We start from the raw sequence: 21,804 nt of genomic DNA, 5'->3' as shown, positions 1-21,804 counted from the left end.
TCTCCAAAGCTTCCCGAACTGGAATCAGTTCACCAGATTGCCATCATGGCACCGGCGCCCAGAATCAGCGATCCTCCAACCTCAGCCGCAATAAGGGTTATCATAAAACCATGAACAATCCAAAACGGCAGTGCTATGGTGCCCAACGTGTGTGGCTTGCGTAGCTGGTTGCTGGTATCTCGCAAAAAGCCGTGAATGATGTAAGTGCCAATGGCTAAAGCAAAAAAGCCCAAGGCAGAGACGGCGCCTAGAGTATTCAGCCAATCCGGAAATACACTGTAGCTGGCAAACCAACCCAGCAACACGGCGGCAAAGCTGTACATGAGTGAGCTGCGGTGGGCAATGTCTACATACCGTGGCGCAGCTGCTTTAGGGCTTTGGGCCATGCACCAGTACTTCCAGATACCTGTCAACAGCCCCGTCATAAAAAAGACAAAAGCGGCGGTAAGGCAGAGCCGTTCAGCCAGTGACATCATGTGAATTTCGTTCATTTTGCTCTCTCACTGTGCAAATCCCGCCGGATTCCGTTTAATGTTCCTAAACCATCGCACAGGGTTGCATGGGTTTGATATGGCCCCAGCAACAGAAAGCTTCAAAATAAACGCAATTTCCGGAGCTTGAGATCCCAGTCTAAACTGTCGAGAAGGTTTTTGAGGGCTAGCCCCAGTTCCGTATCTCCTTCTATGACCAGTCGTCGCTGAAAAAACAGCTGATCAGGGTCTTGCCGACGTTCGGCGAGAGTTTTGAAGGCAGAGAAGGAACCTCGAATGGTGGCTTCTCCTGACCCATTTAGTACACGCAGCCTGCCAGACCAAAATCCAAATGTAATGCCCGGATGGCCGCCATTCACCTCCAGCCGGATACTGCGTCCTTCAAAATCGTCAAACTCGCCATCAGCAATGGCTTCCGCAAAAACTCGATTGAGGGGCGCTTCTGCAACAAGTTGCTTCATCGGCATAGGAATTGAGCGGTCAATGGCGTCGAGCAAAGGAAAGGGTGATGGCAGGTATTCAGAAAGTAATGCCAGAGAGTCGCTGACCAGAGGCGTGTTAGATAAAGGTAAACGAATCGGCAAGGGCAGGGCCATAATCAACTCCGGGCAGTGAATTCAGACTGCCCAGAGTAAACAAAACGCGCTGAGTTTGATTTGATATAGCTCAGCCTTTGTGCAGACCTTCCTCCACAGCCCATACAGCAACCTCAACTCGCGAGCGCAGGCTAAGTTTTTTGAGTAGGTGCTTCACGTGCACTTTTACGGTGCCATCGCTGATATCCAGCTTGCGACCGATCATCTTGTTGGATAGGCCCTCTGCAATAAGCCGAAGAATGTCTTTTTCCCTCGGGGTTAGGCTGTCGAAATCAGGGCGTGAAGCTTGCTGTGGTTTGTTGGAACGCAAAGCTTCAGCGAGAAGAGTTGTCAGGCGGTCACTGATAACCATTTTTCCAAGCGCAGCTTGGCGCAGCTGGGCAATCATATCCTCCGGTTCCATATCTTTGAGCAGGTAGCCATCGGCACCAGCGCGCAGGGCAGCGACCACGTCATCTTCCTGATCAGAAACCGTGAACATTACTATGCGGGAGCTTACATTCAGTTCCCGTAGCTTTTTCAAGGCGTCAATGCCGCTGACCTCTGGCATATTAAGGTCCATCAGAATCAGGTCAGGCTCTAGCTCCGTTGCCAGTCGAATGCCGTCGTTGGCATTGCTGGCCTCGCCCGCCACTACCATGTCTTCTTCCATTTCGACGAGTTGTTTGATGCCTTGGCGCAACAATGGGTGGTCGTCGATCAGCAAAATGCTGGCGGGTGTATCAGACGCTACATCAGACATGGTATTTCGCTTCCTCTCTCTTGATTGCGTACCGGCGTGTTCAGGTGGCCGCGTTTTTAGTGTTCAGCTGATTGGCGTTTCACTTGGAATTAAGTGCCGGCTCTTTGGAATGAACGTAAGTATAACTTCAACGCCGCCGTTATCGCGGTTTTGTACAGTAATCTGGCCACCTAATGTGCGGGCACGGTCTTGCATGATGATCAGCCCGTAATGGTTGATCGGCTGTCCGCTTTCGGGCAAGCCCTTGCCGTTATCTAGTATTTTTACTTTTACTTGAGGAGATTCGAATAGCACGTCCACCGACACTTCTGTGGCATCCGCATGTTTGACAGCGTTGGCCAAACCCTCGCGCACAATTTGCAGCGTGTGGATATCCTCGTTTGGCGATAGGGCCTGCGGTGGTAGATTGTAATGTAGCCCCACAGGCTTACCCAATCTTGTTGAAAATTCCTCTATGGTTTTGCGCAGGGCGGTAGAAAGATCTGGAGTGTCTAGTTTCAAACGGAATGTCGCCAACAACTCTCGTAGCTGGCGATAGGCGCTGTTCAGACCTGTGCTCAGCTCTTCTAGAATAGCGTCGTGGGCGCTTTTTTGATCACCCTCTATATTCAAGCGACGTAGGCGGGCGACCTGCATTTTTAAATAGGACAAGGATTGCGCCAGAGAGTCGTGAAGTTCTCTGGCAATGACTGTTCGCTCCTCGGCCAGCGTAAGCTGCTGTTCTTCCGTAATCTGGCGTTCTAGGAAAATGGCGGTCGCTAATTGGTCGCTAAGCGTCTCTAGCAGGCGGCGGGCGGTGTCAGATAGGCCTTTTTCTACAGGGTACCAAACCTCTAGAGTGCCAAGGAGTGTGCCGGGAGTTCGGATGGGCAGTAGTAGCCTGCGGCCATCGCTCTCTTCTGTAGGTAACTCGTCATAAAGTTCGGATGTTACCAAACAGGCATTGCAGTGATGGTCGCGGCAGTAGAAGGGCCGATCTGTTGAAGCTGTGGTAACCGCCTGAACAGGCTCTGCAGATTCCTTGTCGTGCAGGTACAGCCGAATTGGCCCTAGGCCGAGAAGTTGCTCAAGCTCTTGCAGCATAGGCACCGCGCCGCTGCATAGGTCGTGGTTGGCAAACAAATTCCGGCTGGCGGAGTGAAGTAGTTGTAGGGCGGCATGGCTTTGTTCGAGCTCTTCAGTTTTGCTGCGAGCACGCTCTTCCAGCTCATAATAGGTGAGTGCTAGTTCGCTACTCATTTGGTCAAACGCGCTGCCCAGCTGTGCCAGCTCGTCGCTTCCTTTCATGTTCGCCTTTTGCGAAAAGTCTTGTTCGCCCACGGCTTTCGCAACGTTAACCAACTTTCGCAAGGGTTTTAGTACTCTGTTTCGCAGATCAACAAATAGGGCCACAATAATAAGTATCGAAAAAGCCAAGCTGATGATCTGAATAAGGTGTAGCAAACCTATGCGCGCTTCGGTGCGTCGTTCTAGCATGCTGACCAATTGATTTACAGACGCCACGTAAGATTCTGTAGCAGCAAGCATCTCGGCGCTTATAGGCGCGCCCTTTGGATGGCTTTCCAGATCAGGCCGTAGTGTTCTTTTCCAATATGTGAGGATGGCTTGGTACTGCTTTGCGAGAGGGTGATCTTGAGCTTCGGGAATAGCGCGAGCAATGTGATTGTCTTCGAGGCTGAGCTCATAGCGAGATGCTCGTTCCTGAATGTTGCTTGCTGTGGCGTCACTATTTTCTGGACTGGCGGCATGCGACAGTAGTCGGAACGCACCCATGCGCAAGGCGCCAGCCAAGTTAATCGCTGTGGCGTTCCCTTCAATGCTCTTTGAAACTGCAAGCGTTGTAGCCATGCTGACAATAGATGTCAGTACAACGGCGAAAACTACGATAGCAATCCGGTTAACAAGGGGGCTTCGGGATTTCATTAAGTCTCGTCTTTGCAGTCGCCGGGCACGAATACCTCCTTGAGGTTAGTCAATTACCCCAATGGTCAGTATCCCATCATAGTCTTTGACCTGCGCTAGGGCAAAAGCTGAGACTGAACGACAGTAAAAAAAACGGTTCACAAAGGCGTTAACGGATGAAGTCAAAGGCGGATCAGGAGGATGAGCGGCTCGCATCACTTGCCGTGATCCTGCCGCTGGCACTCACAGGCTTCGTTATTGCAGCGGGCTGCTGGACGCTATTTGCAGTTGCTGGCATTCATCTTCGGGCCGAACTCAACCTGAGTAATCTTCAATTTGGCCTCTTGTTGGCCATGCCCATGGCTGTAAGCGCCTTTTTGGCTGTACCCGCAGGTCTGGCTGCCCGAAAGTTTGGTGCCCGCCGTATTATGCTTATTTGCCTTGCCGGGCTCGCGGTTTGCATGGTGGTTTTGCTCACTACTGATACCTTCCTCGGGTATCTGCTCGCAGCCGGTGGGCTCGGGTTGGCTGGCGGGTTTTACAGTGCAGGGCTGCAGTTTGTAACCAGTAGCTGCAAGCCACAGCGGTTGGGTCTTGTGCTTGGAGTGTTTGGCGCAGGCGTTACCGGCGCTGGGTTTACCTACTACCTCGTTCCACTGTTCCATGAAGCCTTCTCTTGGCATGGCGTACCGCTGGCCTACTTGATTGTCCTTTTGTTGGTGCTCGCACTTTTGTTGTTACTCACGGACCCGGAGGATGCCGTCGCAGACCCGCAAATTGAAGTCTCTATTTTCGTGCTGTTCTGTCGCTATAGGCGGCGGGGCATTTGGCAGCTGGGCGCCTATTTTGGAGTGGTCGCAGGCAGTTTTTTTGCGCTGGCTTTGTGGCTTCCAGACTATCTTTCCTCCCAGTTCGATTTGCAGGTGCAATCCGGCGCCAAGCTTGCACAGTGGTTCATTATTCCCGGTGCTCTGGCGCAGATTCTGGGGGGCGGTTTGTCTGATCGTTTTGGCAGCCCTAAAGTCGTTAGTCGGTCGCTTCTCGTTGGCTTAGTCGCCTTAGTGGTGCTGTCCTATCCGCCTATGACGCTGTTTATTCGAGGTGTAGAAACGATCATTACGGTTGAGTTTGCTTTGCCTATGACGGTTGAAAGTGTCTTTGTGGTGGTGCTCGGAATAACCCTTGGATGCGCTATGGGCGGCCTACAGAGAATGGTGATTATTGAAAGTCGCCAGAACGCTGCGTTTGTTGCCGGTTTATTACTTGTTAGTGCCTGTTCCGTAGCTTTCCTGCTACCGGTTATTTTTGGCGCAGTGAATCACTGGCTGGGTGTTCGCAGTGCTGTGTTTATGATCCTGTTCCTTCTGCTTTGCATTTGCCAATTCATGTTTGCCCGCTTCAATCGCCAACACGAACGCCAGACCCTCCTCCAACCGGGGATATGAGACACCTACCACCTCAGTGGTAGGTGCGGGTTATGTGGTAGTAACCACGCAGATTTCAGGGTTGTTCTCCCACACAATGATCTTAAATCGGAAAAACGATCCGGCAGACGGAGAGAGAGACCATGAGTCATTTGATCGATAAGCTGAGTTACTTCAGCAAAAAACGCGAGTCCTTCGCGAACGGCCACGGCGAAACCCACGACGTGAATCGCGACTGGGAAGACAGCTACCGCCAGCGCTGGCAGCACGATAAGATTGTGCGTTCCACTCACGGCGTAAACTGCACCGGTTCCTGTAGCTGGAAGATCTACGTTAAGAATGGTTTGGTTACCTGGGAAACCCAGCAAACTGACTATCCCCGTACCCGCCCGGATCTACCCAACCATGAGCCTCGTGGCTGCCCTCGCGGTGCCAGTTACTCCTGGTACATGTACAGCGCCAACCGTCTGAAATACCCGTTAATGCGCAAGCACCTAATGAAGCTTTGGCGCGCAGCACGTATTCAGTTCAACGACCCTGTTGAAGCTTGGGCTTCCATTGTGGAAGATCCGAAGAAAACTGCCGAGTACAAGCCCCGCCGTGGTATGGGCGGCTTCGTGCGTTCTACTTGGGACGAAGTTAACGAGTTGATTGGCGCGGCAAACGTATACACCGCCAAGAAAGTCGGCCCGGATCGCATTATCGGCTTCTCGCCAATCCCGGCCATGTCCATGGTGTCTTATGCTTCCGGTAGCCGTTACCTTTCCATGATTGGCGGCGTGTGCTTGAGCTTCTACGATTGGTACTGCGATTTGCCACCGGCATCTCCGCAAGTTTGGGGTGAGCAAACCGACGTTCCTGAGTCAGCAGACTGGTATAACTCGGGCTACATCATTGCTTGGGGCTCCAACGTACCGCAAACCCGTACTCCGGACGCCCACTTCTTCACCGAAGTGCGCTACAAAGGTACCAAGACCGTCGCCATTACCCCGGATTACGCCGAAGTATCCAAGCTTTCTGACGAGTGGCTGAACCCCAAGCAGGGTACAGATGCGGCTCTAGGTATGGCCATGGGCCATGTCATTTTGAAAGAGTTCCACCTCGACAATCCTAGTGAGTATTTCACCGACTACGTGCGACGCTACACCGATATGCCGTATCTGGTTAAGCTCGATAAAATGGAAGATGGCCGTTACGTGCCTGGCCGGTTCCTGCGCGCCAGTGACCTGGTGGGTGGTCTGGGTGAAGAGAACAACCCTGAGTGGAAAACCATTGCCATTGACGAGGCCAGTAACCAACTGACTGCGCCCAACGGTTCTATCGGCTATCGCTGGGGTGAGAAAGGCAAGTGGAACCTCAAGCAAACAGCGAAAGCTGAAGATGTGAGCTTGCAACTGTCACTGGTCGAAAAGCATGACGAAGTTGTTGATGTGGCCTTTCCGTACTTCGGCGGTGTTAAGCACGACCACTTCAAGTCAGTTGAGATTAGCGACACCCTGACCCACAAGCTGGGCAGCCGCAAAATTGAGTTGGCTGAAGGCGGCGAAACCCTCGTGGTTACTGTGTACGACCTGATGATGGCCAACTACGGCCTGAGCCGTGGTCTGGGTGAAGACGACAGTGCAACCTCCTACGATCAGGTCAAGCCCTACACCCCGGCCTGGCAGGAGAAGATCACAGGCGTACCTGCCGAGAAAGTGATTCGTATCGCCCGTGAGTTCGGTGAGAACGCTCACAAAACTAAGGGCCGTTCCATGATCATTGTGGGTGCCGGTATGAACCACTGGTATCACATGGACATGAACTACCGTGCGCTGATCAACATGCTGGTCATGTGTGGCTGTATCGGTCAAAGCGGTGGTGGCTGGGCTCACTACGTGGGTCAGGAAAAACTGCGCCCGCAGACCGGCTGGCAGCCGCTGGCATTCGGTCTGGATTGGCAGCGTCCACCACGCCAGATGAACGGTACCTCGTTCTTCTACGCCCACTCCGGACAATGGCGCTACGAGAAGCTGGATGTGAGCGAGATTCTTTCGCCTCTGGCCGACAAGTCCAAGTTCGGCGGAAGCCTGATCGACTACAACGTGCGTGCAGAGCGCATGGGGTGGCTGCCATCTGCGCCGCAGCTTAATCGCAACCCGCTGACCATCGCAGCAGAAGCTGAAAAAGCGGGGATGGACGTGCCAGCCTACGTTGCCCAATCCATGAAGGACGGTTCACTGGCTTTTGCATCGGAAGATCCGGAAGCACCAGAGAACCACCCTCGCAATATGTTCATCTGGCGCTCTAACCTGTTGGGCTCCTCCGGCAAGGGCCATGAGTACATGCTCAAGTACCTGCTGGGTACCACTAGCGGTGTGCAGGGCAAAGATCTGGGCCATAACGGCGGAATCAAGCCTGAGGAAGTGAAGTGGCGCGATGATGCACCGGAAGGCAAGCTCGACTTGTTGGTGACTCTGGACTTCCGTATGTCCACCACTTGCCTGTATTCAGACATAGTTCTGCCTACCGCTACTTGGTACGAGAAGAACGATCTGAATACATCCGACATGCACCCATTCATTCACCCGCTGACTGCTGCGACAGACCCTGCGTGGGAGTCTCGCAGTGACTGGGAAATCTACAAAGGCATCGCCAAGTCCTTCTCCAAGGCGTCGGAAGGCCATTTGGGTGTCGAAAAAGACGTGGTGACCCTGCCGCTGATGCACGACGCTGCAGCAGAACTGGGCCAGCCGTTTGATGTGAAAGACTGGAAGAAAGGCGAGTGTGAGCTGATTCCTGGCAAAACCGCGCCAAACTTCATCACCGTAGAGCGGGATTACCCGAATACCTACGCGCGCTTCACCTCACTTGGGCCACTGATGGACAAGTTGGGTAACGGTGGCAAGGGTATTAACTGGAATACCGAAAAAGAAGTGAACTTCCTGGGTGAGCTGAACTATAAGCACATCGACGGAGCGAACGCAGGTCGTCCGAAAATTGAAAGTGCCATCGATGCAGCCGAAGTAATTCTGACGCTGGCGCCGGAAACCAACGGTCACGTAGCTGTTAAAGCCTGGGCTGCGCTGTCGGAGTTCACCGGGCTGGATCACAGCCACCTTGCGGTAGGTAAAGAGCACGAAGCGATTCGCTTCCGCGATATTGTAGCGCAGCCCCGCAAGATTATCTCGAGCCCTACGTGGTCTGGTTTGGAAGACGATCATGTTTCCTACAACGCTGGCTACACCAACGTACATGAGCTGATTCCCTGGCGCACACTGACAGGCCGTCAGCAGTTCTATCTAGATCACGAGTGGATGCGTGCCTTCGGCGAAAGCCTGCTGGTGTACCGTCCGCCCATTAACACCAAAGCCGCAGCGCCATTGTTGAATGCAAAACCCAATGGCAACCCGGAAAAAGCGTTGAACTTCCTAACACCGCACCAGAAGTGGGGCATTCACAGTACCTACAGTGACAACCTGTTGATGCTGACCCTATCCCGCGGCGGCCCCATTGTGTGGCTGAGTGAGGATGACGCCCGCGACGTGGGTGTTGAAGACAACGATTGGGTAGAAGTATTCAACGCCAACGGCGCACTTGCAGCGCGGGCGGTGGTCAGCCAGCGGGTTATGCCGGGCATGATGATGATGTACCACGCTCAAGAGCGGATCGTGAACATCCCGGGCTCTGAGGTAACAGGTAGCCGCGGCGGTATTCACAACTCGGTTACCCGGGCTTGCCCGAAGCCCACGCATATGATTGGTGGCTACGCGCAGTTCTCCTACGGCTTTAACTACTACGGAACCGTAGGCTCCAACCGCGACGAATTTGTGGTGGTGCGCAAAATGAAGAACGTTGACTGGCTTGATGGCGAAGGCAACGACACTGTTCAGGAGGCTGTAAAATGAAGATCCGTTCCCAAGTAGGCATGGTGCTGAACCTGGACAAATGCATCGGTTGCCATACCTGTTCAGTGACCTGTAAAAACGTGTGGACCAGCCGTGAAGGTATGGAATATGCCTGGTTCAACAACGTAGAAACCAAGCCCGGCATTGGTTACCCGAAAGAGTGGGAGAATCAGGACAAGTGGAAAGGCGGCTGGATGCGCGATGCCAGCGGCAAAATCCGCCCGCGCATTGGCGGTAAGTTCCGGGTATTGGCAAACATTTTTGCCAATCCGGATTTGCCGGAAATTGACGACTACTATGAGCCGTTTGATTTCGATTATCAGCACCTGCACACCGCAGGCGACAGCAAGCACCAGCCGGTTGCACGGCCTCGCTCGCTAATCTCCGGCAAGCGCATGCAGAAAATCGAGTGGGGCCCGAACTGGGAAGAAATTCTCGGTACCGAGTTTGCCAAGCGTCGCAAGGATAAAAACTTCGACCAGATTCAAGCCGATATTTACGGTCAGTTTGAAAGCACGTTCATGATGTACCTACCTCGCCTGTGCGAGCACTGCCTGAACCCGACCTGTGTGGCCAGTTGCCCAAGTGGTGCCATCTACAAGCGGGAAGAGGATGGCATCGTACTGATCGATCAGGACAAATGCCGTGGCTGGCGTATGTGTGTGTCCGGCTGCCCGTACAAGAAGATCTACTTCAACTGGAAAACCGGCAAGTCTGAAAAGTGCATTTTCTGCTACCCGCGTATCGAAGCCGGTATGCCGACCGTGTGCTCCGAGACCTGCGTAGGCCGTATCCGCTATTTGGGTGTGCTGCTTTACGATGCCGACCGCATTGAAGAAGTAGCGAGCACTCCGGGGGAGCACGAGCTTTACGAAAAGCAGTTGGAAATCTTCCTTGACCCCAACGACCCGAAAGTCATTGAGCAGGCCAAAAAAGATGGCGTGCCAATGAACGTGATTCAGGCGGCTCAGCGCAGCCCGGTGTACAAGATGGCAGTGGACTGGAAACTGGCCCTGCCTCTGCACCCTGAATACCGCACTCTGCCCATGGTCTGGTACGTGCCGCCACTGAGCCCGATCCAGTCTGCAGCGGAAGCCGGCAAGGTTGAGTTTGATGGCGTATTGCCGAAGATCGAAAGCCTGCGGATACCGGTGAAGTATCTGGCCAACCTGCTTACCGCGGGTGACGAGAAACCGATTGTGCGTGCGCTCAAGCGCATCATGGCTATGCGCTTGTATAAGCGTGCAGAAACAGTAGACGGTGTTGAGGATCTGCGCGCATTGGAAGAAGTGGGTCTAACTAAGGCTCAAGCCGACGAAATGTATCGTTATCTGGCCATTGCCGATTACGAGGATCGTTTCGTGATTCCGACCAGCCATCGAGAACTGGCGAAGGAGGCCTTCCCGGATGCACACGGTGAGCGCGGTGGTTGCGGCTTCAGCTTCGGCAACGGTTGCAGTGGTGGCGACAGCGAATTCAGCATGTTTGGCGGTCGTAAAAACACCTCCACTATGGTGCAAAAGCTGACCACTGTGAAGCAAGTCGATCCGAAACAGCTGCAGGAATAAGGAGGCCACATGAAACTACTGAAAGTACTGGCACGGATTCTGGAGTATCCCACAGCGGAACTTCAGGCCTCCAAAGACGCCATGGTTGCCGCTGTTCTGGAGGACAGCCGGTTGCCACGGAAAAACAAGGAGCAGCTGCTCCAGTGTATTGATCGCCTGTGCGGTGACGACCTGCTGGATCTCGAAGAGGCCTACACCGGCACCTTCGACAAAGGCCGAGCCACCTCGTTGCTATTGTTTGAGCACGTTCATGGGGAGTCCCGTGACCGTGGTCAGGCCATGGTTGATCTGATGGAGCAATATCGCGCTAACGGGTTGGAAATCGACGCCAAGGAATTGCCGGATTATCTGCCGCTGTTTCTGGAGTATTTGTCGACCCGGCCTTGGGACGAGATTAAAAACTGGTTGGAGGATATCCACCACATTCTTGGCCTATTGGGCGAGCGCCTGTACCAGCGTGAAAGCATCTATCACGTAGCCATGGACTCTCTGCTGGAACTGTCTGGTCGCACCACGAACCGTCAGGAGCTGGCACAGCTTGTGGCCTCTGAGGAGCGTGACGATACGGCAGAAGCTCTGGACAAGGTCTGGGAAGAAGAAATGGTGAAGTTCGTGGATGATCAGGGCAGTTCCTGTAATACAGGTGGCGTTGTCGGCCAGCGCCGCCGCGAGATGGAGCAAACCCAGACCATTCACCTCAGTGATCATCTGATGACGGATGTAACGCCCGCTCAGGCGCGTGCCGCCGCGAGAGACGCCTGACGGCGCAGGAGGAGACCAAGATGATGTCTTATCTGAATACACTGATTTTCGGGATTTACCCGTACATTGCGCTGGTGGTGATGATTATTGGCACCTGGGCAAGATACGACCACGGGCAGTTCACCTGGAAGGCACATTCCAGCCAGATACTGCGTAAGAAAAACATGGTGTTGGCCAGCGTGTTGTTCCACGTAGGCATTCTGGTGATCTTCTTTGGTCATTTGGTTGGCTTGCTTACACCGCATTTCATGTATGAGCCCTTCATGACAGCGGGTACCAAACAGGTGATGGCGATTGTGGTGGGTGGTATTGCCGGGGTGATGTGTCTGGTTGGTGGTGCAATGTTGGCTTATCGCCGACTGACCGACCCCAGAATCAGCGCTAGCAGCACCTTTGCTGACAACATGATTATTGTTGTTCTTGTGGTTCAGGTGGCACTGGGCTTGGCAACTATCCTGCCAACACTGGGCCACCTTGATGGTGCCACCATGTTGCAATTGGCGGGTTGGGCACAAGCGATCTTTACCTTCCAGGGTGGGGCAGCGGAATACTTAGTGGGCGTACACTGGATTTATAAGCTCCATATGTTCCTCGGTCTGACCATCTTTGTACTTTTCCCCTTCACCCGTTTGGTGCACATGCTAAGTGTGCCGCTGGAGTATTTCGGGCGGAAGTATCAGGTGGTGCGTAAGCGGGCGTAATTTGAATGAAACAGGGGGCTGGTTGGTTGACCTGTCCCCCACTTTATTAAAGGTAACAGCCATGCAACTGATCCCCACCGGTGAGCCGGAAAAACCCAGAAACCAGTTCCCGCCCGTGTATGTGGGTGAAACCCTGATTACCGAAGAAGATATTGCCCGGGAAATGCAGCATCACCCGGCTGAAGAGATTGCTGAAGCTTGGCATGAAGCGGCTAAAAGCCTTGTTATTCGGGAGCTTTTGTTGCAACAGGCGAAAGCTCTCAACTTACCGGAAGAGCTAGACGAAGAAGCCGCGATCGCTCGCGTACTAGAGCAAGAGCTCGATGTGCCGGAACCCAGCGACGAGGATTGCGAACGCTTTCATGCGTCGAACCCCGATCGGTTCCGCAGCCCAACGCTCATGGCTGTCAGCCACATTCTGCTTGCCGCCGCGCCAGATGATGTGGAAGAGCGCATGCGCCAAGAAGAAGTTGGGCGGCAATTGTTGTCGTCCCTAGTAGAAGGCCGCGCCCAGTTTGTGCCTTTAGCAAAACAGTACTCTGCTTGCGAATCCCGTCATCAAGGCGGCAGTCTTGGCCAGATCAGTAAGGGGCAAACCGTTGAAGAGTTTGAAAGGCCTGTGCTCACCCTCAAAGAGGGCCTGAATCCGGAATTGATCGAAAGCCGCTACGGCTGGCACATCGTTCGAGTGGACCAGCGTATTGATGGTGAGCAACTGCCATACGAGCATGTGAAGCCGAAAATCCGCCAATACTTGAGCGAGAGCGTTACCCGACGGGCCTGTCGTCAGTACCTACAGGTGCTGGCGTTTGAAGCGGGCGTTGAAGGTGTAGATCTTGAATTGCCAGATTCACCGTTGATGCAGTGATCGCAGCGCGTGAGCGTGAAAGTCAATCTGTGAAGTGGGTAGTAATGCGAAATTTTGCGTTAAGTCAATTTACCCTGAATAACCGCGTTACTACCTCCATGGAGGGAGCGATTTTCCGAAAGTATCCTCCTATTATTTAAAACATGATTTTGAATGCATGATTTGGACGAGGATAAAACAATGGTGGCGATGCAATCTGCAGAAACCCGCTACGCCAAACCGATTATGGTGGCTATCAATACGCTAACAGACGATGAAGGCGGGTTGCAGCCACTGCGCAGTCACGCTCTTTTCAAGACCCTCAGCAATGTGGATTTGGAGAACCTGATTCTGCAATCCCGTCGCTTGCGTCTTGGGCATCACCAACTGCTCTACCGTCAGGATATGCCCGCCCACCACTTTTTCTTTGTTATATCAGGTCGCTTGCGGCTGTATAGGCTGGATTCATCAGGCATTGATCGTACTCTCGATAGCATTGCGCCGGGCGATTGCTTTGCGGAAGTTATGATCTACGCCGATCCTGCCCGGTACGCATGCTACGCCGAAGCGCTGAAATCCAGTGAGGTTCTGATGATCCCGGTAAAAGCTTATCAGGAGCTACTTGATAGCAAGCCCGAGTATGCTAGCGCAGCGCTAAGACACTATGCCATGCGCGCAGTTTCCCGGTTCCATGATCTCGAGATTATGACGGTTCAGAACGCCCGTGATCGGCTGATTCGATACTTGATCGACTTGCTACCAAACGGCGTTGCAGAAGGTGGGGAAGTAGAGTTGCCTTTGCCAAAGTGCTTGGTTGCATCAAGGCTCGCGATGCAACCGGAAACCTTCTCCCGAATTTTGGCGGATCTCAAGTCTAACGGATTGGTGAGGGTGAACCGGAGCAAGCTGTTTATCTCCGATCCTAAAAGATTGATCGAAATCAGTCAGTAGAAATTAGAAAGGATATAGCCTTCATGATTAGCAGTTACAGTGACTTGATCAAAGCAACGAAAAGCGAGCGCGAACCCCAGCGTCTGTTGTTTGTTTTTTGCCGGGCTGAATTACCGGATGATGCCTCCACCGAGGAAAAAGCCGCATTCGAAAAAGGCGAGGGCGGTGCCCTTACTCCGGTTATATGTGTTGATAAAACTCCCCGGGAGGTTTCAGAGTTTTCTGTACTGGTGGAAGAGTCTCGAAATACCGGCCAGTCATGGGATGTGGTGTTTGTCGCAGCCATGTCCGGCAGAGGTGGAACGCCTCCATCGTCAGACGAAGCCCAGCAGCCGATGACCATGATGGTGGAATCCATTCGCTTGGGAAATGTTAGCAATTACCTGCCCTTAGATACGAGTGGAAACGCCGTTAGCCTTGGTTAAACGGAGTTATCTATCTGGTTTTTCACGGAAGATCTAACCACATAGAGGTATTTGATTTATTCCTCAGTCACCTAGGCTGGTTAACTCAAGCTTGGATGATTTGTTGTTTTTGTTGGGGGCTTGCTTTGAACGTTAATTTCCGTGCTGTTTTTTGTTTATTCACCCTGCTGCTGGCAACCTTACCTCTGGCTCAGGCCGCCCCCCTTAGTCAATATGAGCCGGTGGCCGGGCGCCAAGTTATCGAGAAGGCCTTTCCGGAAGTGACACAGCTGGAACCCAGAGAAGGCAACCGCGCCATACAAGAGTTGTATGCTGGCGACGAGCTCAAAGGCTATGCCTACCAATCCCTTGATTTTGTGCAAACCCCTGCCTATTCCGGTAAGCCGCTAAACGCCATGGTAGTGCTGGATACCGAAGGCACTATCCGCTTTGCCAAAGTGATTCACCACGACGAGCCCATACTTTTGGTGGGTATTCCCGAAAGCAAAATGCATGACTTCACTGACCAGTACGCCGGGCTGAAAGCAGACCAGCGCGTGACCGTAGGCGGTACCTCCACCGAGCGCAAGGTCGCTGTAGACGGTCTCTCCGGTGCTACCGTGACGGTAATGGTGATTAACGAAGTTATTATGCGAACCGCTCATCGGGTAGGCGCCGAGCTGGGTTTGGTAGAGGGTAGCGGTACCAAACGCCCACCCACAGCTGAAGTCATTATGGATGGTTTTCAGCCCCGTACTTGGGAGCAACTAACAGGTGATGGCTCAATTCGCCGCATGCTGCTAACCAAAGGTCAGGTAGATGACTCCTTCACAGGCACCGATGCAGAGGGTGTCGAAACGGCCGCACCGGATGAACGTGACGAACCTCTGATAGACCTGTACGCAGCCTATTTGGATACACCGACCATTGGCCGGAATCTGCTCGGCGAGAGCCAGTACGACTGGCTGATGTCCGAATTGAAAGAGGGGGAGCAGGCCATTGCCGTTATGGCTAACGGTGAATACTCCTTCAAAGGTTCCGGCTATGTGCGCGGTGGTATTTTTGACCGGGTTCAGATTCGTCAGTACGGCGATACCTTCAACTTCCGTGATCTGGACTTTTATCGCCTCAACGATGTGTATGCCGAAGGGATGCCGGATTTTAAGGAAATGGCGATTTTTATTGTTCGGCAACAGCACAATTTTGACCCCGGCACACTCTGGACTCTGGAACTGACCGTAAAGCGCCAGACCGGTCCTCTGGACAGCGAGTTTCAGGTGTTTCCGCTGGAGTACCAGTTGCCGGATCAGTATTACACTCGAGCAGAGCCAATTCTCACGGAGGAAGAGTGGCTTGAAGAGCAGCCTTTGTGGGTGCAGGTGTGGTATCAACGTCAGTTCCAGGTGATCGTGCTGGGAATCGGTATTGGTGTGCTGCTACTGATTCTGTTCTTCCAGGATTGGCTGGTGAAAAAGCCCAAGATTACGCGCTGGATTCGCCACGCATTCCTCACCTATACGCTATTTTTCATTGGTTGGTATGCCTTGGGCCAGTTGTCGATCGTTAACGTTTTGGCGTTCGTGCACAGTTTGGTCACTGGCTTTACTTGGGAAACCTTCCTTATTGACCCGATTATCTTTGTGCTATGGGCCGCTGTGGCGGGTATTGTGCTGCTGTGGGGACGCGCGGTTTATTGCGGTTGGCTGTGCCCGTTTGGTGCCCTGCAGGAGCTGATCAACGAAATTGCCCGCTTCTTCAAAGTGCGCCAGTACGACGTGCCCTGGGCGATTCACGAACGATTGTGGGCCGTTAAGTACATTGTGTTGCTTGTATTATTCGGGGTGTCTTTGGACTCCCTAGCAACTGCTGAAAAAATGGCGGAAATCGAGCCCTTCAAAACCGCGATTACCTTGCACTTCGACCGCAGTTGGCCGTTTGTCACCTACGCCGTTCTGTTGCTTGTAGTGAATATTTTTACTCGCAAAGTGTTCTGTCGCTACATGTGCCCACTGGGCGCCGCCTTGGCGCTTCCTACCAAACTGCGTGTGTTCGACTGGCTCAAACGCCGTAAAGAGTGCGGCAATCCTTGCCAGTTATGTGCCAAGGAATGTGAGGTTCAGGCGATTCATCCCGACGGCACCATCAATTATCAGGAATGTCATTACTGCCTGGATTGCCAGATGACCTATTTCGATGACCACAAATGCCCACCGCTGATCGTCAAGCGTCGGGGTAAACGTCGTGGTCACAATGCGCCGGGCCACCCGGAAGAGATTCCAGTGGTTCAGGTGACTTAGCAAGGCAAAAAACCAAAAACGAAAAAAACCAAAAAATAGAAATAGAACCGCCATTACTAATAACGGAGTTGGATGTTATGAAAAAGACAGATGAGTTCGAAAAGGACATGCCGGAAAGTGGTGAAAGCGGCCTGAGCCGCCGCCGTTTCCTGGGTGCTACTGCGCTGGCCGGTGCGGTTGGTGCTGCGGGCCTAGGTGGTGCTGTAATGACCCGCGAGTCCTTTGCCGCTGCGGCGAAGGAAGCACAAAACAAGATTCACGTAGGGCCGGGCGAACTTGACGAGTACTACGGTTTCTGGAGTGGTGGTCATCAGGGCGAAGTGCGAGTTCTTGGCGTGCCGTCCATGCGCGAATTGATGCGTATCCCTGTCTTTAATGTGGATTCTGCGACGGGCTGGGGTATTACTAACGAAAGTAAGGATGTTCTTGGTCACGACAACAAGTTCTTGAACGGCGACTGCCACCACCCCCACGTTTCCATGACCGATGGGCGTTACGATGGGAAATACCTGTTCATCAACGATAAAGCCAACACTCGCGTAGCTCGTATCCGTCTGGATATCATGAAGTGCGACAAAATCACTCACATTCCGAACGTGCAGGCGATTCACGGCTTGCGTTTGCAGAAGGTGCCGCACACCAAGTACGTGTTCTGTAATGCCGAGTATGTGATTCCCCATCCGAACGATGGTAGCGATTTTTCCATGGAGAACAGCTACACCATGTTCAATGCACTGGATGCGGAAACCATGGAAGTGGCCTGGCAGGTTATTGTCGATGGCAATCTGGATAACACCGATGCCGACTACACCGGTAAGTATGCAGCCTCTACCTGTTACAACTCGGAGAAGGCCAAGGATCTTGCGGGCACCATGCGCAACGATCGGGACTGGGTTGTGGTATTCAACGTTGAGCGTATCGAGGAAGCTGTAAAAAATGGCGACTTCAAGACGCTAGGTGATTCGAAAGTTCCGGTTGTCGATGGCCGTGGCAAATCTAAACTTACCCGTTACATTCCTGTGCCCAAAAACCCGCATGGTGTGAATACTTCTCCGGACGGTAAGTATTTCATCGCAGCCGGTAAGCTGTCGCCTACTTGTACGGTGATTGCGATCGATAAATTGGACGATGTGTTTGATGACAAAATCGAACTTCGCGATGTTGTTGTTGCCGAACCAGAGTTGGGTCTTGGGCCTCTGCACACCACCTACGATGGCCGCGGCAACGCATACACTACGCTGTTTATCGACAGTCAGGTAGCCAAGTGGAACATCGCTGATGCCATCAAGCACTATAACGGTGAAGACGTTAATTACCTGCGCCAGAAGCTGGATGTGCATTACCAGCCGGGCCATAACCATGCCTCACTGACAGAATCACGTGATGCGGATGGCAAGTGGCTGGTTGTTTTGTCAAAGTTCTCCAAAGACCGCTTCCTGCCGGTAGGTCCGTTGCATGCGGAGAACGATCAGTTGATCGATATTTCCGGTGAAGAGATGAAGCTGGTTCACGACGGCCCCGCCTTCGCCGAGCCACACGACTGCATTATGGTTCGCCGTGATCAGATCAAGACCAAGAAGGTTTATACCCGTGACGACCCTTACTTTGCTAGCGCCCGCGCTCAGGCCGAGAAGGATGGCATTACTCTGGAATCCGATAACAAGGTGATTCGCGATGGTAATAAGGTTCGCGTTTACATGACGTCGGTTGCGCCTATGTTCGGCTTGACTGAGTTCAAGGTGAAGCAGGGCGATGAGGTGACGGTGTATGTTACCAATCAGGATACCATTGAGGATGTGACTCATGGTTTCTCTATGGTTAACCATGGTGTGAGCATGGAGATCAGCCCGCAGCAGACGTCTTCGGTTACGTTCATTGCGGATAAGCCGGGGGTTAACTGGTATTACTGCAACTGGTTCTGTCACGCTTTGCACATGGAGATGACGGGTCGGATGTTGGTAGAGAAAGCCTGATTTAGGTGTTTTGACCGGAGCCCTTCTTTGGGCTCCGTGTTTTCTGACTTTTGAGAAGCAATACATTGGAAGAGCGACTTCCAAAACACGCTGTGAATACTTCCATGTACGCTTGGCTTCGCCATCCATGGCTTCGCACAGTTTTGGAAGTCGCTCTTCCAATGTATTGCCCGAATTTGGCAGTAGCTTTCAGCTAGAGAACTTATTTGATGTACCACATTTTGCGCGTAGTTGCGGCCCTGACAGTCGCTTCGCTATCGCTGACCGCTCAGGCCGATATTCAGCAGCAGCTGGATGATCTGGAGCCGGGCGCTTCTTTTGAGCTTCCACCTGAAAACCTTCCGTCTTTGGCCATTCGGGTGCCAGGGGTGGCTGTGGCTTGCAGTCCGAGAACACTGATTGATGGTGGCGGTACGGGGAATGCGGTGGAGATTCTGGCTGAGGGCGTAACGCTCACAGGGTGTCGTATCCGGAACTGGGGTACGGATCTGAATGAGCTTGATGCCGGGGTTTTTATTAACCGTGAGGCCAGTGACACGACGATTGAGAGTAACGACCTGCAAGGCACGGCGTTTGGTGTCTGGTTGGATGCGGCGCCGGATGTGACGGTTAGGAACAATATCATTCGTGGTGATGCGACTGTTCGTCCGAATGACCGCGGGAATGGTATTCATTTGTTCAATACCACCGGGGCTTTGATTGAAGGGAATGATATTCGCCAAACCCGAGATGCGATTTATATTGAGACGGCTAACGGGAATAAGATTCGCAATAACACCATGGCGGATCTGCGCTATGGGATTCACTATATGTATTCCATGGATAATCTGTTGGAAGGTAATGTGACCCGAGGGACCCGTACTGGCTACGCGCTGATGCAAAGCAAGCGGCTTACTGTGCTCAATAACCGTTCCGAGAATGATGAGAATTACGGCATTCTGATGAACTTCATTACCCAGTCGGTACTACGGGGGAATGTGGTTTCCGGCGTGTCGCAGGGTCAGACGGCTGGTGTTTCTGTATCTGGCGCTGAAGGGAAGGCCGTTTTTATCTATAACTCTTTGTACAACACGTTTGAAAACAACGTGTTTCGGGACAGCGGAGTGGGTATCCATTTAACCGCAGGCTCGGAGGATAACGAGGTTTTCCGTAATGCGTTTATCAACAATCAGCGTCAGGTCAAGTATGTCGCCCAGCGCACGCAGGAGTGGTCGAAGGGCGACGAGGGTAATTTCTGGAGTGACTATCTGGGTTGGGATCGCAATCAGGATGGTATCGGCGATGTGCCTTACGAGCCTAACGATAATGTTGATCGCCTGCTATGGACCTACCCCGAGGCCAAAATCCTGATGTTCAGCCCGGCGGTGGATACGCTGCGCTGGGTTCAGGAAGCGTTTCCAGTGGTTAAGGCCGCGGGAGTGACTGATTCATACCCGTTGATGAGTCCGCCCAACATGTTGCAACCGGAGTCCTGATGAGCTGTTTTTGTCTAGAGAATGTGAGCTACAAGTACGATAAGGCGCTGGTGTTGAATGGCGTTGATTTGCGGCTTGAGCCCGGGGAGATTCTTGGGTTGTTTGGTCACAACGGCGCAGGCAAAACGACCAGCATCAAGCTGATTCTGGGGTTGATGACCCCATCCCAAGGTAAAGTGTCGGTTTTGGATGGCGAAGCTGGCGATCCCAAAATCAGCCAGCATATCGGTTATCTGCCAGAGAACGTGATGTTTTATCCACAGCTCACCGGCCGCGAGATTCTTGCGCATTTTGCTCGGTTAAAAGGCGCGAACCTACGCCAAGTGCCTGAACTGCTGGGGCAGGTGGGGTTGGATGATGCGATGGATACTCGGGTTAAAACCTACTCCAAAGGCATGCGTCAGCGCCTTGGGCTCGCACAAGCATTGCTCGGTAAACCTCGGTTGTTGATGTTGGATGAGCCCACAGTGGGGCTGGATCCCGTGGCCACGGCTGATCTGTACCGCCTCTTGCGCAAGTTGCGGGATGAAGGCACGGGGATTGTTTTGTGCTCCCATGTGCTTCCCGGTGTGGAGCCCTATATTGATCGGGCGGCGATTCTTACCGAAGGCAGTTTGAAAGCAGTGGGGGATCTGGCCTCGTTGCGTAGGCAAGCTAACATGCCCACCACGCTTTCTATTGAACCGGAAAGCACCGTGGCGGCACTGGAGTCTGTTGTCAATAATGCCAAGGCTTCGGCAGGGCTAATGATGCGCCACGATAATGGACGGCTGCATGTGGATGTTCGCCCAGCGGAAAAAATGGCGTTGGTGAAGGCTCTGATGGCCTCCGGCGAGGTGCGCGACTTAGGCATTTACCAGCCAACACTGGAGGACGTGTATGTGCACTTTATAGGGTCTGGTGGTCTTGCCCACCGCGGAGGTGCGCAATGAACAGTATCTGGACTATTGCACGTAAGGAGTTGAGCGACAGCTTGCGCAACCGTTGGCTGATAGCGATCGCCATAGTGTTCGCAACTCTCGCAGTCGGCATCGCCTGGTTCGGTGCCGCAGCATCTGGGCAGGTGGGTTACGCCTCTACCCCGGCAACGATTGCCAGTCTTGCCAGTTTGGGTATTTTCCTCATTCCGCTTATTGCCCTGCTCTTGGCTTATGACGCCATTGTGGGGGAGGAAGAGGGCGGCACCTTGTTGCTGTTAATGACCTACCCCCTAAGCCGTGGGCAATTGTTGTTCGGCAAGTTTCTCGGCCACGGGCTTACGTTGGCGCTGGCTACCTTGATTGGCTTTGGCGTGGCAGGTGTTGCCATTGCATTGCTGGTAGAAGATGTCGCCGTCGGAGCTCTGGCTATCGCCATGTTCCGTTTTATCGTTTCGACCACATTGCTGGGCTGGAGTTTTATTGCACTGGCGTATGTCGTTAGCGTGCGTGTAAGCGAGAAACCGGTTGCTGCAGGATTAGCTTTAGCTATCTGGTTTTTCTTTGTGCTGATATTCGACTTGATGCTGCTTGGAACACTGGTTGCAAGCCAAGGCGAGTTCAACCCAGAACTGCTGCCCTGGCTGCTGCTACTCAACCCCACAGATATCTACCGTTTGCTAAACATAGTGACGTTTAGTGATAGCGCGCAGCTCAGTGGCGTTCTAAGCCTTGGTGCAGACCTGCCCATTGGCCCGAGCGGGCTGTGGCTGGCATTGGTTCTTTGGTTTGTTATTCCCTTAACTGGCGCATGGGCGTTGTTCCGTAGCCGCCGCATTTAATTTTGGCCAACCTAGCTTTAGCCAC

General features: G+C 53.0%; 17 protein-coding genes. 13 read left to right on the top strand and 4 right to left on the bottom strand.

Annotation, left to right across the window (positions count from 1 at the left end; all coding sequences use genetic code 11):
- Window positions 1–29: 29 nt before the first annotated feature.
- The 4 genes from KO508_RS06515 to KO508_RS06500 form a co-directional block, all read right to left on the bottom strand.
- Window positions 30–491, bottom strand: coding sequence for a hypothetical protein (locus KO508_RS06515; RefSeq protein ID WP_252737953.1), 462 nt, complete (start codon window positions 489–491; stop codon window positions 30–32).
- Between the two features lie 101 nt (window positions 492–592).
- Entirely contained in the window at window positions 593–1,087 is a 495-nt protein-coding gene (gene ubiT, locus KO508_RS06510) for a ubiquinone anaerobic biosynthesis accessory factor UbiT (protein WP_216007540.1), read from the bottom strand.
- Between the two features lie 70 nt (window positions 1,088–1,157).
- Window positions 1,158–1,829: a two-component system response regulator NarL gene (gene narL, locus KO508_RS06505; RefSeq protein WP_216007539.1), complete on the bottom strand. Its 672-nt coding sequence runs from the start codon at window positions 1,827–1,829 to the stop codon at window positions 1,158–1,160.
- Between the two features lie 63 nt (window positions 1,830–1,892).
- Window positions 1,893–3,752: a histidine kinase gene (locus tag KO508_RS06500; RefSeq protein WP_216007538.1), complete on the bottom strand. Its 1,860-nt coding sequence runs from the start codon at window positions 3,750–3,752 to the stop codon at window positions 1,893–1,895.
- A 155-nt stretch (window positions 3,753–3,907) separates the two neighbouring features.
- Here KO508_RS06500 and KO508_RS06495 point away from each other — a divergent pair, with 155 nt between their 5' ends.
- The 13 genes from KO508_RS06495 to KO508_RS06435 all read left to right on the top strand — a co-directional run bounded on the left by KO508_RS06495 (window position 3,908) and on the right by KO508_RS06435 (window position 21,779).
- Window positions 3,908–5,176 carry an MFS transporter gene (locus KO508_RS06495; RefSeq protein WP_216007537.1) on the top strand — a complete coding sequence of 423 codons (1,269 nt, stop codon included), beginning with the start codon at window positions 3,908–3,910 and terminating at the stop codon, window positions 5,174–5,176.
- Between the two features lie 122 nt (window positions 5,177–5,298).
- Window positions 5,299–9,042 carry a nitrate reductase subunit alpha gene (locus KO508_RS06490; protein ID WP_216007536.1) on the top strand — a complete coding sequence of 1,248 codons (3,744 nt, stop codon included), beginning with the start codon at window positions 5,299–5,301 and terminating at the stop codon, window positions 9,040–9,042.
- Complete coding sequence (narH, locus tag KO508_RS06485; RefSeq protein ID WP_216007535.1) at window positions 9,039–10,610, top strand: nitrate reductase subunit beta; 1,572 nt, start codon at window positions 9,039–9,041, stop codon at window positions 10,608–10,610. The genes KO508_RS06490 and narH overlap by 4 nt, the downstream gene beginning before the upstream one ends.
- A gap of 9 nt (window positions 10,611–10,619) precedes the next feature.
- A complete protein-coding gene (narJ, locus tag KO508_RS06480) occupies window positions 10,620–11,372 on the top strand; it encodes a nitrate reductase molybdenum cofactor assembly chaperone (protein WP_216007534.1) in 753 nt (250 codons plus the stop codon).
- 23 nt (window positions 11,373–11,395) lie between these two features.
- The gene (narI, locus tag KO508_RS06475; RefSeq protein ID WP_216007617.1) at window positions 11,396–12,073 is read left to right on the top strand and encodes a respiratory nitrate reductase subunit gamma; all 678 of its coding nucleotides are present in this window, start codon (window positions 11,396–11,398) and stop codon (window positions 12,071–12,073) included.
- A 61-nt stretch (window positions 12,074–12,134) separates the two neighbouring features.
- Window positions 12,135–12,941, top strand: a complete 807-nt coding sequence (locus tag KO508_RS06470) for a peptidylprolyl isomerase (RefSeq protein ID WP_216007533.1) — start codon at window positions 12,135–12,137, stop codon at window positions 12,939–12,941.
- Between the two features lie 153 nt (window positions 12,942–13,094).
- On the top strand, window positions 13,095–13,871 hold the full coding sequence (locus KO508_RS06465) for a Crp/Fnr family transcriptional regulator (RefSeq protein ID WP_436836612.1): 777 nt from the start codon (window positions 13,095–13,097) through the stop codon (window positions 13,869–13,871).
- A gap of 23 nt (window positions 13,872–13,894) precedes the next feature.
- Window positions 13,895–14,296, top strand: coding sequence for a ribonucleotide reductase subunit alpha (locus tag KO508_RS06460; RefSeq protein WP_216007532.1), 402 nt, complete (start codon window positions 13,895–13,897; stop codon window positions 14,294–14,296).
- A 95-nt stretch (window positions 14,297–14,391) separates the two neighbouring features.
- A complete protein-coding gene (nosR, locus tag KO508_RS06455; RefSeq protein WP_216007531.1) occupies window positions 14,392–16,572 on the top strand; it encodes a transcriptional regulator NosR in 2,181 nt (726 codons plus the stop codon).
- 77 nt (window positions 16,573–16,649) lie between these two features.
- Window positions 16,650–18,545 carry a TAT-dependent nitrous-oxide reductase gene (gene nosZ, locus KO508_RS06450; RefSeq protein ID WP_216007530.1) on the top strand — a complete coding sequence of 632 codons (1,896 nt, stop codon included), beginning with the start codon at window positions 16,650–16,652 and terminating at the stop codon, window positions 18,543–18,545.
- Window positions 18,546–18,754: 209 nt separating this feature from the next.
- Window positions 18,755–20,020: a nitrous oxide reductase family maturation protein NosD gene (locus KO508_RS06445; RefSeq protein WP_216007529.1), complete on the top strand. Its 1,266-nt coding sequence runs from the start codon at window positions 18,755–18,757 to the stop codon at window positions 20,018–20,020.
- Complete coding sequence (locus tag KO508_RS06440) at window positions 20,020–20,952, top strand: ABC transporter ATP-binding protein (protein ID WP_216007528.1); 933 nt, start codon at window positions 20,020–20,022, stop codon at window positions 20,950–20,952. The genes KO508_RS06445 and KO508_RS06440 overlap by 1 nt, the downstream gene beginning before the upstream one ends.
- Entirely contained in the window at window positions 20,949–21,779 is an 831-nt protein-coding gene (locus KO508_RS06435) for an ABC transporter permease (protein WP_216007527.1), read from the top strand. Before KO508_RS06440 ends, KO508_RS06435 begins: the two co-directional genes overlap by 4 nt.
- The last annotated feature ends 25 nt before the right edge of the window (window positions 21,780–21,804 follow it).

It is taken from the genome of Marinobacter salexigens, from assembly GCF_018860765.1.
In the GTDB taxonomy this organism is placed as follows: domain Bacteria; phylum Pseudomonadota; class Gammaproteobacteria; order Pseudomonadales; family Oleiphilaceae; genus Marinobacter; species Marinobacter salexigens_A.
Note: the sequence above shows the minus strand (reverse complement) of the source record. Positions and strands in the feature narration are given on the sequence as shown.

What these genes read in the sequence shown, in the direction of transcription:
- KO508_RS06515 (WP_252737953.1), bottom strand. Translation starts at nt 491, where the DNA reads ATGAACGAAATTCACATGATGTCACTGGCTGAACGGCTCTGCCTTACC.
- ubiT (WP_216007540.1), bottom strand. Translation starts at nt 1,087, where the DNA reads ATGGCCCTGCCCTTGCCGATTCGTTTACCTTTATCTAACACGCCTCTG.
- narL (WP_216007539.1), bottom strand. Translation starts at nt 1,829, where the DNA reads ATGTCTGATGTAGCGTCTGATACACCCGCCAGCATTTTGCTGATCGAC.
- KO508_RS06500 (WP_216007538.1), bottom strand. Translation starts at nt 3,752, where the DNA reads ATGAAATCCCGAAGCCCCCTTGTTAACCGGATTGCTATCGTAGTTTTC.
- KO508_RS06495 (WP_216007537.1), top strand. Translation starts at nt 3,908, where the DNA reads ATGAAGTCAAAGGCGGATCAGGAGGATGAGCGGCTCGCATCACTTGCC.
- KO508_RS06490 (WP_216007536.1), top strand. Translation starts at nt 5,299, where the DNA reads ATGAGTCATTTGATCGATAAGCTGAGTTACTTCAGCAAAAAACGCGAG.
- narH (WP_216007535.1), top strand. Translation starts at nt 9,039, where the DNA reads ATGAAGATCCGTTCCCAAGTAGGCATGGTGCTGAACCTGGACAAATGC.
- narJ (WP_216007534.1), top strand. Translation starts at nt 10,620, where the DNA reads ATGAAACTACTGAAAGTACTGGCACGGATTCTGGAGTATCCCACAGCG.
- narI (WP_216007617.1), top strand. Translation starts at nt 11,396, where the DNA reads ATGTCTTATCTGAATACACTGATTTTCGGGATTTACCCGTACATTGCG.
- KO508_RS06470 (WP_216007533.1), top strand. Translation starts at nt 12,135, where the DNA reads ATGCAACTGATCCCCACCGGTGAGCCGGAAAAACCCAGAAACCAGTTC.
- KO508_RS06465 (WP_436836612.1), top strand. Translation starts at nt 13,095, where the DNA reads ATGCATGATTTGGACGAGGATAAAACAATGGTGGCGATGCAATCTGCA.
- KO508_RS06460 (WP_216007532.1), top strand. Translation starts at nt 13,895, where the DNA reads ATGATTAGCAGTTACAGTGACTTGATCAAAGCAACGAAAAGCGAGCGC.
- nosR (WP_216007531.1), top strand. Translation starts at nt 14,392, where the DNA reads ATGATTTGTTGTTTTTGTTGGGGGCTTGCTTTGAACGTTAATTTCCGT.
- nosZ (WP_216007530.1), top strand. Translation starts at nt 16,650, where the DNA reads ATGAAAAAGACAGATGAGTTCGAAAAGGACATGCCGGAAAGTGGTGAA.
- KO508_RS06445 (WP_216007529.1), top strand. Translation starts at nt 18,755, where the DNA reads ATGTACCACATTTTGCGCGTAGTTGCGGCCCTGACAGTCGCTTCGCTA.
- KO508_RS06440 (WP_216007528.1), top strand. Translation starts at nt 20,020, where the DNA reads ATGAGCTGTTTTTGTCTAGAGAATGTGAGCTACAAGTACGATAAGGCG.
- KO508_RS06435 (WP_216007527.1), top strand. Translation starts at nt 20,949, where the DNA reads ATGAACAGTATCTGGACTATTGCACGTAAGGAGTTGAGCGACAGCTTG.